The following is an 11838-nucleotide window of genomic DNA, read 5'->3' on the forward strand; positions in this document are numbered from 1 at the left end:
AGACGGTTCGGTGGACCTGGCAGGACGGGGGAGTGGCGATGGCGGCCGGTGGAGCGGGCCAGTTCCGGATCAATCCGTGGGAAGTGCGCGGCGAGGGAAGGGAGTTCGAGCAACTCTCGAACGACTTCGCGCGGGCCGCGCTGGCGCTGGAGCAGGGCATGGCCGGGCTCGGCACCCCCTGGGGCAAGGACGAGCCGGGCTCCGGCTTCGGCAAGGAGTACGGCGAGGCGCAGCCCGGGCTGCTGTCCGGGCTGAACGGTCTCGCCGACCGGCTCGCCGGGATCGGCACCGGGCTGCACACCATGGCGGACCAGTCGGAGGGGACCGAGCAGGACGTCGCCGCCGACTTCGCAAGGCAGGACCGGGGCGGCGGCGGAACCGCAGTGGGCCCGCAGGCGGTCTGAGCCCCGGGAGGGGCGGACAGAGCCGTATGCCGCACCGCACGCCGGGCAGAGCCGCACACCGGGCGGACGGACCGCTCGCGGCGTTCGAACCGTGACGGCGTTCAATCCGTAGAACGCGAAGGGGGGACCACGTGTCCCGGAAGTTGCCCGAGGAACTGGTCCCGGTCCTGGCCAAGGTCGGCCACCACTGGCCCGAGGCCGACGAGGACGGCCTGCGCCGGGCCGCCGCGCTGTGGCGCGAGTTCGGCACCGAGGCCGAGCGGCTGAGCCGCCGGGGCGGGGAGTCCGCGCAGCGCGTCACCGGGGAGAACTCCGGGCCTGCGGTGGAGGCATTCGCCGAGCACTGGACCGGCTTCGCGGGTGGTGGCCGCGGCTACCTGGACGACGCGCAGGGCGCCGCCGAACTGGTGGCCAAGGCCTTCGACGGCGCCGCCGAGGCCACCGACACCTGCAAGTCGGCGCTGGTCGCCGAGCTCACCGAACTCGCCGAGAAGCTCAAGGCGGCCGAAGCCGCCGAGGCCAAGGCGAAGGCGGAGAAGGGCGGGGGGCTGCTCGGCGCGGTCACCAAGGTGGTCGACACCGCCGTCGCCGAGGTCGGCGAGGCGGTCGACATCGCGGCCGCCAAGCTCAAGATCGGCGAGCTGCTGGACGAGCTGTGCCGCGCCATGAAGCACGGTCTGCAGGGCGCGCTCAAGGAGCCCGCCGTGACCGCCCTGGAGCGCCTTGCGAAGACGGACGGCCAGGCTGCGCACGGCCGTTCGGCCAAACTGCGCGAGCTGAGCGCCGAGACCGGGGCGGGACAGCTGACCGGAGCGCTGGGCGGCCCGGCCGCCGGGGCCGCCGCGGTCGGCGGCGTGCGGACCCTGAGCGCGGCCGTCGGTCCGGACGGCAGGCTGCTGACGGACGACTCCGGGCACCCGCTGCTCCAGGACCAGAACGGCAAGCTGGTGGCCGGTGTCGAGGGCGTCACCGTCCCCGTCGGCCCGGACGGCAGGCCGGTGGTCGGCGCGGACGGCAAGGTGGCCGTGCTCGGCGCGGACGGCCAGCCCCTGGTCGGTGTGGCCCTCGGGGTGAACGGCAAGCCCCTCACCGACGCCCAGGGCAACCCCGTGACGGTCGCCGCCGACGGCGAACTCGGCGGCAGCGGGCTGTCGGTGGCCCTCGACGCGGACGGCAAGCCGCTGCTCGGCAGCGACGGCCGTCCGGTGGTGCTCGGCCCGGACGGGCGGCAGGTGCCGGGTGCGGACGGGCGGACCGGGGTGCGGGCCGGGGTGCAGACCGCCGGACTGCCGACCGATGTGCAGACCGGCGTGGACACCGACCTGAGCGAGCGGTCGGCGGTGACCGGCGTCGGGCTGCGGTCCGGCGTGGCGGGTACGGGAGTCCAGGCCGGGACGGGGCTCGGCGACTACGGCTCCGGCGACGGCTCCGCGGGGTCGTCGTACGGCGGCTCCTCGTACGGGGGGTCGTCGGGGCACTCCGGTCCGGGTGGCGGCGGGTACCGGTACCGACAGGACTCGTACGGGTACGGCGGCGTCGGCACGGGCGGCGCCGGCTACTCCGACTACTCCGACTCCTCCGACTACGACAACCCGCCCGCCGTGCACCGCACTTCGGTGCAGACCGGCCCGGTCTCGGTGCGGACCGACTCCGTCGCCCTCGAACCGCCGCAGACGGGTTCGGACTACGGCAGCCCGGGCGGCTACGGCCCGGGTCCGGGTGCGGGATCCGGTGCGGGATCCGGCGGGGGCTACGGCTCGGGCTACGGTTCCGGTTCCGGCGACGGGCTGTCGGGGGCCGGCGGCTCCTCCGGCGGGGGCGGCTGGCGTTCGGTGGATCCGTCGGCCGGGTCCGTGCCTCCGGTGCCGACCCCCGGCGGGTACGGGCCGGTCGGCGGCTCGGTCGGCGGCGGTGTCGGCGGTGGTTCGGTGGGCGGTCCGGTGGGTGGTCCGGTGGGTGGCGGTCCGGTGGTGACCGGCCCGGTCGGGGGTACCCCGAGTGCCCCGAGCGCCCCGGGCACGCCCGGTCTGCCCGGTGCCCCTGGTGCGTCCGGTGCCCCCGGTGGTCCGGTGGGCGGTCCCGTGGGTGGCCCGATCGGCGGGACCGCGCCGGGTGCGCCGGCCGCGGCGGGTCAGCCGGTCGGTGGCGTGATCGGTGCCGGTACCGGCATCGCGCCGCAGGACACCCGTCCGGGTGCGGTGCCCCGGATGCCCGTCGGTGTCCCCTTCCCGGGGGCGGGCCTCGGTGCGAACCCGGGTGCGGGTGCGGGCGGAACCACGCCCGCGCCGGCGCGGGCGTACGGCGATCCGACGGCCGACTTCCGCCGCCGCCCCGACCTGCCGGTGCTCGGCGAGGCCCACGGGACGTCCGGTTGGGCCGCCGTGCCGACCGGTGAACTCGGTGCCGCGTACCTGCTGGCCCGGGCCGCGCGCCGCCGGGGCGTGCCGCTGACGGGTGGGCCGGAGCACGAGCGCACCATCGCCGACAGCCGCCCGTACGGTGTACCGGGCGGGCTCGGTCCGGTCGATCCCGCGCACCAGGCCGAGGCCGAACTCCGGGCGCCCCAGGCGGCCGAGGGCTTCGCCGCCCCGCACCCCGACCCGCGTACCGGGACCTGGACCGAGGTGCTCAACGGCGGCGGCTACCGCGAGCAGGGCCGCGCCAACAACTGCGTCGAGCTGTCGCTCTCCGGTCTCGACAGCTACGCCGGACACCCCACCTGCGGTGCCCCCCGGCTGCCGGACGGGCCGTCGGGCGAGCGCGGCGGGCGGGACCGGGCCGAACGTGAACTCGGCACGCAGTTCCGTGACCTGGGCGACGGCGAGCAGGCGCACCTGCGGCTGGCCGAGGCCCTGCTGCACAGCGGCCACGGCGCGCAGGCGGTGCTGCTCACCATGGACGAGTTCGGCCGGTCGCACACCTGGAACGCCGCCGTGCACGCCGGTGCGATCACCTACCTGGACCACCAGACCGGCCGCCAGTCGGCCGTTCCGCTCTACGGCGCGGACCACGGCCTGTGGGCGATCGCGGTGGACGCACAGTCCCGCCCGGTCGACCTCTCGGACCTCCAACTCGCCGTCCCCGCGCCGAAGTCCGAGCCCAGGTCCGAGCCCAGGTCCGAGCCCGGGGCCGAACCGGTGCCGGAGCCGGACGCGGAGTCCGTGCAGGCGCCCGGCCGGCCCGCCGCCGCCCCGGAACAGCCCGTGCCCCCGCGTTCCCGGCTGACCATCCACCGCGCCTCCGCAGGCACCAGCGCGAGGAGCGCTCAGCGATGACCACCCGCGAACAGGCGATCGACGCCGCCCACCGCTGGATCAACGGCGATCTGCCGCAGGAGGCGGCCCGCCCGGTCCAGTCCTACGAGTTCGACCTCGGCTGGGTGCTCTGGCCCGCGCCCGCACCCGTGCAGGTGGACCCGCTGACCGGCGCGCGCCGGGCCCCGGAGGAGATCGGCGCGGCCTGTGCCGTGGTGGACCGCGCGACCGGCGAGCTGAGCGTCTGGCCGTCCGTCCCGGTGGCGGAGGTGGTCCGGTTCTACCGCGACAAGCTGGGCGCCGGACTGTACGAGCCCGCGCTGCCGCCCGTCACCGGGCCGGGAGTCCGGGCCGAGCTGACCTACCGCGACGAGCTCGGCGAACCGCAGACGCTGGTGCTGCACTCGGCCGCCGGCCGTCCGCACCCCGCCCTGCGCGCCTGGCGGCAGCTCCAGCAGCAGGGCGTCCGGGCCGAGGACGTGGTGGCGGTCCACACCGACCTGAGCCTCGCCATGCTGCCCGGCGGGTACACCGCGCAGGCGCTCGCCGAGGAGCTGCCGTCGGCGCGGTTCAGCCACGAGCTGCGGTACGGGCCGTACTTCGACCACCGGGCGGCGGCGGTACGGGAGCTGGTCGCCCGGATCCCGGCGGCCGGCCCCGACGGCAGGTACGCGGCGCCCAGGCCCAACCGGGTGCCCTTCCCGACGGCCGTCCCGCCCGCGCTGCCGGAGACCGTGCAGGCGCTGGCCGCCCGGCTCGCGGAGCGGTTCGGGCCCGAGGGCGCGCAGCGCTTCGAGGAGGGGGAGGTGCTGGCGGCCGACCTGCCGGACTCGGTGGCGGTGCCGCTGCTCGACATCGGCCTGCCCACGGCGGTCAAGGGCTGCTTCGCCCTGCACCGCCCGGTCGCCGACGGCGTCCTGGACGGCAGCCGGACCGAGTCGGTGCTGCCCGAGGTGACGGCCTGGCTGGACGGGCTCGGACGGGGGCTGCGGGCCACCGAGGACGCCCGGCGGAACCTGCTCGGGCAGCGGTTGGTCGGCACCGACGGGTGGGCGCTGATCACCGTGGACACCGCACGGGGCCGGGTCCGCGCGATCGACCCCGACACCGCGGCCGCTCGCCACTGCAACGCCGACCTCACCGCGTTCGTCCGCTGCCTCACCCTGTTCGCCGAGTACCTGCCCCGCCTCCGTGACCTCCCGCCCTACGCGGCGGGCCCGGTGGTGGCCGAACTCCAGTGGGGGCTGGCCGGGTTGGACCGCACGGTGTTCACCGATCCGGAGAACTGGTGGGCCGTACTGGTGGAGCAGCTCTGGCAGGGCGTGCTGTAGGGCCTGTCCGGGAGCCCCCGCCGCGCGCCGATCCGCCGCGAATCGTCGGACGGGCCGCGGGCCCCGTCCGCGGACCCGCGACTGCCGGGCCGTCCCCCGGTCCAGGGACGGCCCGGCAGTCCTTCGGCTACCCGTCCAGGAACGACTCCAGGGCGGCCGCGAAGGCGACGGGGATCTCGTACATGGGGTAGTGGCCGGAGTTGGGGAGGACTTCGAGGGTGGCGTCCGGGTAGTGGGAGAGCCAGGTGGCCCGCATCACCTCGGGGGTGAGGGCCAGGTCGTGCTCACCGACGAAGACCCGGACCGGAAGACGACTGCCGGTGATCTTGGCGGCGAAGTCGAGGGTGCTCCAGTCGTCCAGGTAGGCGGCGAAGGCGTCGCGCCGGGAGAGGGCGAGGGACTGCGCGGTCATCCGGTCGAGCCAGACGGCGGGAGCCCGGTGGCCGGTGACCAGGTCGAGGATGGCGCGGCGGTTGGCCGGGTGGTCGGCGGCGCCGTGGAAGAGCTCGTACGCCTCGCCCTCCAGCGGGTACGCGGAGGCCGGCACCCCGGCGATGCCGGCCAGCCTGCGCACCCGGTGCGGAGCCTCGACCAGCACGCGCTGTGCCGCCTTCCCGCCCATCGAGTGGCCGACCAGGGAGAAGGTGTCCCAGCCGAGCCGGTCGGCCAGCGCCAGGACGTCCTGGGCGATCTCGGCGAGGGTGAAGTCGCCCGGGACGTCGGCCCGCAGGCCGTAGCCCCGGTAGTCGAGGAACGCGTAGCTGAAGGTCCCGCCGTCCAGGTGGTCCAGGAACGGCCCCCAGCCCGCGCTGGTGCCGAACCAGTCGTGCAGCACGATGACCCGGTGCCCGCCGGCGCCGATTACACGGTGACTGATCGTCATGTCTCGCTCCCGGTTGGTGATGTGGAACCAGGCTCCTCCGGTGGGCGGCCCTCGGCAACCGCCTTGCCGGTGGCGGACCGCGCCGGAACCCCGTCCGGATGTGACGCGGCGTCAGGCGTTCGCGGCCCGGCCGATCCGGCCCGAGGGGCCGGGTCGGGGGAGGGCATCGCGTAGCGTGGAGGGTTATGCGACTCGGTGTGCTCGACGTAGGTTCCAACACCGTCCACTTCCTCGTGGTGGACGCCCACCCCGGTGCTGCCCCGCTGCCCGCGTACTCGCACAAGGCCGAGCTGAGGCTCGCCGAGCTGCTCGACGCGGACGGTGCGATCACCGCGGCCGGGGTGGACAAGCTGGTCGGCATGGTGGCCTCCTCGATAAGGGTGGCCGAGGACAAGGGCGTGGTGGACATGCTGCCCTTCGCCACCTCCGCCGTCCGGGAGGCCGCCAACGGCGAGGACGTGCTGCGCCGGGTCGCCGAGGAGACCGGCGTGGAGCTGCAGGTGCTCTCCGGCCAGGACGAGGCCCGGCTCACCTTCCTCGCGGTCCGCCGCTGGTTCGGCTGGTCGTCCGGGCGCCTGCTCAACCTCGACATCGGCGGCGGCTCGCTGGAGATCGCCTGCGGGCTGGACGAGCAGCCCGACGTCGCCTGCTCGCTGCCGCTCGGCGCCGGGCGGCTGACCGCCCAGCTGCCCGGGGACGTGGCGGACCCCGACGACGTACGGGAGCTGCGGCGCCAGATCAGGGCCGAGATCGCCCACGTGGTCGGCGAGTTCGCCCGGCTCGGCACCCCGGACCACGCGGTCGCCACCTCCAAGACCTTCAAGCAGCTGGCCCGGATGACCGGCGCCGCCGCCGCCGACTCCGGACCGCTGGTGCAGCGCAGGCTCACCAGAGCCGGCCTGGCCGCCTGGGTCCCCAGACTGGCCGGTATGACCGTCGCGCAGCGCGCCCAGATCCCCGGGGTCTCCGAGGGGCGGGCGCGGCAGCTGCTGGCCGGGGCGATGGTCGCCGACGCGGCGATGGACCTCTTCGGCCTGGACGGGCTCGACATCTGCCCCTGGGCGCTGCGCGAGGGCATCATCCTGCGCCGTCTGGACGCCATGGACAGCCCCGCCGACCGCCGCCCCGCCCTGGCGGGGTGAAGCCGTCCCGGGACGGTCGGGCGCGCCCGTGCGGGCACGGCGGTCGGCGGCGGTGTTCGGCCGGGCCGGCAGGACGGCTGCCCCTGGTGGGCGTACGGCGCGCTGCTGCCGGGACGGTGCCGCGCCGGGGCCCCGGTGTCCCGGGCCCGCAGCCGGTCGAACCGGGCCTCGCGGCCCACGGCGGCACCTCCCGGCGAGGTCTTCCGCCCGCCCGGCGGCGGCCGGCTCCACGCCGCGCCGGACGAGGGTGAGCACGCCCACACCGGGCCGGGACGCGGTCCCATTAGTCGGCCGTGCCGCTTACGCTGTCTCCCGTGGCGGAACCAGCGGACGAGGACGGTACGCAGGCGGGCCGCGCTGCTGGTGAGGACGCCGGGCAGCCGCGGCCGGGCAGGCCGCGCCGGGCCAGGGCGAGCACCGCTGCCAAGCGGACGCCGGAACCGGGGCAGGGCGGCGCAGCGGCCGCCGGGCGGCCGGGGCTGGGGGAGCGGGCGGCCGAGGCCGCCTCCCGGACGGCCAGGACCGTGAAGGCGGCGAAGTCCGCGAAGGCGGCAAAGTCCGTGAAGGCCGAGAACGCCGTGAAGGCCGAGAACGCCGGGAAGTCGGCAAAGGCCGCGGAGTCCGCCGGGTCGGCGAAGCCCGTCATGGCGAAGAGCACGAAGTCCGCCAAGGTCGCGCAGGCGGTCAGGGCCGTGAAGTCGGCGACCGCCGCGAAGTCCGCCCAGCCCGCCCAGGCCCCCCGGCGGCGCAGGACGGCTGCCGCGGCCGCCGAAGCGACCGGGGCGGCCGAAGCGACCAAGGCGGCCGGGACGACCAGGACCCCCGCGAAGCGCACCAGGACGGCGCGCCGGAAGGCCCCCGAGCCCGCTCCCCTGCTGCGCACCACCGACCGCCTGGTGCTCCCGCCGCACCCGGAGCTGCACGTCCCGGACACCAAGGTGGTGCTCTCCACCGCCTCGGTCTACCCCGCGACCACCGCCACCGCCTTCGAGCTCGCTGCCAAGCTCGGCTACGACGGCATCGAGGTGATGGTCTGGAACGACCCGGTCAGCCAGGACATCGAGGCCCTGCGCCGGCTCTCCGACCTGCACCGGATGCCGATCCTGGCGGTCCACGCGCCCTGCCTGCTGATCACCCAGCGGGTCTGGACCACCGATCCGTGGACCAAGCTGGTCCGGGCCCGCGCGGCCGCCGAGAAACTGGGCGCGGACACCGTGGTGGTCCACCCGCCGTTCCGCTGGCAGCGCCAGTACGCCCGGGAGTTCGTCGAGGGGATCGGCCGGATGGCGGGCGAGACCGACGTCCGCTTCGCGGTCGAGAACATGTACCCCTGGCGCTACCGGGACCGCGAGGTGCTGGCGTACGCGCCGGGCTGGGACGTCACCGAGGAGGAGTACCGGCACTTCACCATCGACCTCTCGCACGTCGCGACCTCCCGGATCGACGCCTTCGCGATGGTCGACCGGATGGGCGGCCGCCTGGCCCACGTCCACCTGGCGGACGGTTCGGGGTCCGGCAAGGACGAGCACCTCATCCCGGGCCGGGGCAAGCAGCCCTGCGCCGAGCTGCTGGAACGCCTCGCCCGGACCGGTTTCGGCGGTCACGTGGTGCTGGAGGTCAACACCCGCCGCGCCGCTTCCCCCGCCGAACGCGAGGCCGATCTCGCCGAGGCCCTCGCCTTCACCCGCCTGCACCTGGCCACCCCCGCGCGCGTACGCTGACCGCAGGGACGCGAGATGGGGGGCGGGACATGACGGATCTTCAGCACCGGGCGCACGCGCGGTCCTCCGGTGCGGTCGCGGCGGGGAGCGCGACCCGGCGGACGGCGGACGGCGTGCTCGCCGAGCCGTGCGTCCTGGACGTCGTCGTCACGGTGGCCCCGGCATGACGGCCTCGGTCTGGCGGGACCGGGCCGCCTCCTTCGGTGCGGTCGCGGTGGACTACGACGCGGCCCGGCCCTCGTACCCGGATGCGCTGTTCGACGAGGTCGAGCGGCTCAGCGGGCGGTTGCTGAGGGGTTCGGTGGTGCTGGACGTCGGGGCGGGGACGGGGATCGCGACCCGGTTGCTGGCGGGCCGGGGTGCGCGGGTGACGGCGGTGGAGCCGAGTGCGGGGATGGCCGCCCGGCTGCACGCGGTGTCTCCCGGGATCCCGCTGGTCAAGGCCTCCGGTGACGAGCTTCCGTTCCACGATGCGACGGCCGATCTGGTCACGTACGCGCAGGCGTTCCACTGGACCGACCCGGACCGGTCGATCCCCGAGGCGATCCGGGTCCTGCGCCCCGGCGGCGCGCTGGCGGTCTGGCGCAACGACCGGGACCGCCGGACCCCGTGGGCCGAGGCCCAGCTCGACCGGCTGATGGCCGGGGTGTCGTCGCTGACCGGCCCGTCCCAGGGGGCCGGGCGGACCGACATCAGGCGGGTCGGCGGCCTGCTGGCCGGGTACGGCCTGCGGGTGGGCACCGCGGAGATCTCCTGGCAGCGCGAGGTGCCGGTCGACACCGCCCTCGCCGACCTGCGGTCCAAGTCCTTCATCGCGGTGCTGTCGGCAGCGGAGCGGGAGTCCGTGCTGGCCGCCGAACGGGCGGCGCTGCTGGCCGAGTTCCCGGCCGGGACGCTTCCCGAATCCTTCGTGGCGCGGCTGACGGTGGGGGTCACGGAAGGCTGACGCGACGACGGTGCGGTCTGACCGCATGGCGGACGAACTGTGCGTCCGGCAGGAGGGGCGGCGTACGCTCGGTAGCTACAGCGGCCCTGCGCCCCCTCAACCGAAGCAGACGGCCGCGCGCAGTCTCCGAAGGAGTGGAGCGAATGCCCGAGCTGAGGTCCCGTACGGTCACCCACGGTCGCAACATGGCTGGCGCCCGGGCGCTTCTCAGGGCGGCGGGCGTAGCCCGGGAGGACTTCGGCAAGCCGATCATCGCGGTGGCCAACTCGTTCACCGAGTTCGTCCCCGGGCACACCCACCTCCAGCCGGTCGGCCGGATCGTCTCCGACGCGATCAAGGAGGCGGGCGGCATCCCGCGCGAGTTCAACACCATCGCGGTGGACGACGGCATCGCGATGGGCCACGCCGGCATGCTCTACTCGCTGCCCTCCCGCGACCTGATCGCCGACTCGGTCGAGTACATGGTCAACGCGCACTGCGCCGACGCGCTGATCTGCATCTCCAACTGCGACAAGATCACCCCCGGCATGCTGATGGCCGCGCTGCGCCTCAACATCCCGACGGTGTTCGTCTCCGGCGGTCCGATGGAGGCCGGCAAGGCCACCCTGGTCGACGGCACCGTGCGCAAGCTCGACCTGGTCGACGCGATCTCGCAGGCGGTCAACGAGAACGTCTCCGACGAGGACATCGCGATCATCGAGGAGAACGCCTGCCCGACCTGCGGCTCCTGTTCGGGCATGTTCACCGCCAACTCGATGAACTGCCTCACCGAGGCGATCGGCCTCTCGCTCCCCGGCAACGGCTCGGTGCTGGCCACCCACACCGCCCGCAAGGCCCTCTACGAGCGCGCCGGGCACAACGTGGTCGAGCTGGCCAGGCGGCACTACCACGGGGACGACGAGTCCGTCCTGCCGCGCAACATCGCCACCCGGGCCGCCTTCGAGAACGCGATGGCCCTCGACATCGCGATGGGCGGCTCCACCAACACCATCCTCCACCTGCTCGCCGCCGCCCAGGAGGCCGAGCTGGACTTCGACATGCGCGACATCGACGCCATCTCGCGCCGGGTGCCGTGCCTGTCGAAGGTCGCCCCCAACGGCAGCTACTACATGGAGGACGTCCACCGGGCCGGCGGCATCCCCGCCATCCTGGGCGAGCTCTACCGCGCCGGACTGCTCAACGAGGACGTCCACACCGTCCACTCCGACTCGCTCGCCGAGTGGCTCAAGACCTGGGACGTGCGCGGCGGTTCACCGTCCGCCGAGGCCGTCGAGCTGTGGCACGCCGCCCCCGGCTGCGTCCGGTCGGCCACCGCCTTCTCGCAGTCCGAGCGCTGGGAGACGCTGGACACCGACGCGGCCCGCGGCTGCATCCGCGACATCGAGCACGCCTACTCCCTGGAGGGCGGCCTCGCCGTGCTCTACGGCAACATCGCCGAGGACGGCTGCGTGGTGAAGACCGCGGGCGTGGACGAGTCCATCTGGACCTTCAGCGGCCCGGCGGTCGTGGTCGAGTCCCAGGACGACGCGGTGGAGGCGATCCTCGCCAAGCGGGTGAAGGACGGCGACGTCGTCGTCATCCGCTACGAGGGTCCCAAGGGCGGCCCCGGCATGCAGGAGATGCTCTACCCCACGTCCTTCCTGAAGGGCCGCGGTCTCGGAAAGTCCTGCGCCCTGATCACGGACGGCCGGTTCTCCGGCGGCACCTCGGGCCTGTCCATCGGCCACGTCTCGCCCGAGGCGGCCTCCGGCGGCGCCATCGCGCTGATCGAGGACGGCGACGTCATCACGATCGACATCCCCGGCCGGAAGATGAACCTGGAGGTCTCCTTCGAGGAGCTGCACGAGCGGCGCCTCAAGCTGGAGTCCGAGGGCGGCTACCGGCCCAAGTCCCGCCAGCGCCAGGTCAGCGCCGCGCTGCGGGCGTACGCGGCGATGGCCACCTCGGCCGACAAGGGCGCCGTCCGCGACGTGAGCAGGCTCGGCTGACGCACCCGCCCCACCCGGAGGGGACCGCCGCACGGTCGGACGGTTCCCTCCGGCGTTCCCCCGGCGTTCCCGCCGGGGCCGGCGGTGCCCTTCGAGCCCCGGTCGTCACTCTGCGCGGGGGCCGGCCGTCGTCTTCGCGGTCCGGGAAGGGGCCCGGGTCATAATCGGA

Annotated in this window: 9 protein-coding genes; 8 read left to right on the plus strand and 1 reads right to left on the minus strand. The window is 74.9% G+C overall.

What is annotated here, in order from left to right; all coding sequences use genetic code 11:
• The first annotated feature begins 38 nt into the window (after window positions 1–38).
• The 3 genes from ACFC1R_RS17685 to ACFC1R_RS17695 all read left to right on the plus strand — a co-directional run bounded on the left by ACFC1R_RS17685 (window position 39) and on the right by ACFC1R_RS17695 (window position 4989).
• On the plus strand, window positions 39–404 hold the full coding sequence (locus ACFC1R_RS17685; protein ID WP_375939467.1) for a hypothetical protein: 366 nt from the start codon (window positions 39–41) through the stop codon (window positions 402–404).
• 131 nt (window positions 405–535) lie between these two features.
• Window positions 536–3679 carry a toxin glutamine deamidase domain-containing protein gene (locus ACFC1R_RS17690; protein WP_375939469.1) on the plus strand — a complete coding sequence of 1048 codons (3144 nt, stop codon included), beginning with the start codon at window positions 536–538 and terminating at the stop codon, window positions 3677–3679.
• Complete coding sequence (locus ACFC1R_RS17695) at window positions 3676–4989, plus strand: SUKH-4 family immunity protein (RefSeq protein ID WP_375939471.1); 1314 nt, start codon at window positions 3676–3678, stop codon at window positions 4987–4989. The genes ACFC1R_RS17690 and ACFC1R_RS17695 overlap by 4 nt, the downstream gene beginning before the upstream one ends.
• A 127-nt stretch (window positions 4990–5116) precedes the next feature.
• Here ACFC1R_RS17695 and ACFC1R_RS17700 read toward each other — a convergent pair whose 3' ends face one another.
• Window positions 5117–5872 carry an alpha/beta fold hydrolase gene (locus ACFC1R_RS17700; RefSeq protein WP_375939473.1) on the minus strand — a complete coding sequence of 252 codons (756 nt, stop codon included), beginning with the start codon at window positions 5870–5872 and terminating at the stop codon, window positions 5117–5119.
• Window positions 5873–6057: 185 nt separating this feature from the next.
• On the opposite strand from ACFC1R_RS17700, the gene ACFC1R_RS17705 reads away from it, so the two are divergent.
• The 5 genes from ACFC1R_RS17705 (at window position 6058) to ilvD (ending at window position 11669) form a co-directional block, all read left to right on the plus strand.
• Complete coding sequence (locus tag ACFC1R_RS17705; RefSeq protein WP_375939475.1) at window positions 6058–7014, plus strand: Ppx/GppA family phosphatase; 957 nt, start codon at window positions 6058–6060, stop codon at window positions 7012–7014.
• A 917-nt stretch (window positions 7015–7931) separates the two neighbouring features.
• Window positions 7932–8735, plus strand: a complete 804-nt coding sequence (locus ACFC1R_RS17710) for a sugar phosphate isomerase/epimerase family protein (RefSeq protein WP_375939566.1) — start codon at window positions 7932–7934, stop codon at window positions 8733–8735.
• A 29-nt stretch (window positions 8736–8764) separates the two neighbouring features.
• Window positions 8765–8902 (plus strand): hypothetical protein, encoded by a 138-nt coding sequence (locus ACFC1R_RS17715; RefSeq protein WP_375939477.1) that lies wholly within the window; start codon window positions 8765–8767, stop codon window positions 8900–8902.
• Complete coding sequence (locus tag ACFC1R_RS17720) at window positions 8899–9681, plus strand: class I SAM-dependent methyltransferase (protein WP_375939479.1); 783 nt, start codon at window positions 8899–8901, stop codon at window positions 9679–9681. Before ACFC1R_RS17715 ends, ACFC1R_RS17720 begins: the two co-directional genes overlap by 4 nt.
• 143 nt (window positions 9682–9824) lie before the next feature.
• Window positions 9825–11669: a dihydroxy-acid dehydratase gene (gene ilvD / locus ACFC1R_RS17725; protein ID WP_375939481.1), complete on the plus strand. Its 1845-nt coding sequence runs from the start codon at window positions 9825–9827 to the stop codon at window positions 11667–11669.
• Window positions 11670–11838 lie beyond the last annotated feature (169 nt).

The organism is Kitasatospora sp. NPDC056138, from assembly GCF_042264695.1.
Lineage (GTDB): Bacteria > Actinomycetota > Actinomycetes > Streptomycetales > Streptomycetaceae > Kitasatospora.

Bases quoted from the DNA above. Each gene is read 5' to 3' on its own strand.
- ACFC1R_RS17685 (WP_375939467.1), top strand. From the start codon at position 39: ATGGCGGCCGGTGGAGCGGGCCAGTTCCGGATCAATCCGTGGGAAGTG.
- ACFC1R_RS17695 (WP_375939471.1), top strand. From the start codon at position 3,676: ATGACCACCCGCGAACAGGCGATCGACGCCGCCCACCGCTGGATCAAC.
- ACFC1R_RS17700 (WP_375939473.1), bottom strand. From the start codon at position 5,872: ATGACGATCAGTCACCGTGTAATCGGCGCCGGCGGGCACCGGGTCATC.
- ACFC1R_RS17705 (WP_375939475.1), top strand. From the start codon at position 6,058: ATGCGACTCGGTGTGCTCGACGTAGGTTCCAACACCGTCCACTTCCTC.
- ACFC1R_RS17715 (WP_375939477.1), top strand. From the start codon at position 8,765: ATGACGGATCTTCAGCACCGGGCGCACGCGCGGTCCTCCGGTGCGGTC.
- ACFC1R_RS17720 (WP_375939479.1), top strand. From the start codon at position 8,899: ATGACGGCCTCGGTCTGGCGGGACCGGGCCGCCTCCTTCGGTGCGGTC.
- ilvD (WP_375939481.1), top strand. From the start codon at position 9,825: ATGCCCGAGCTGAGGTCCCGTACGGTCACCCACGGTCGCAACATGGCT.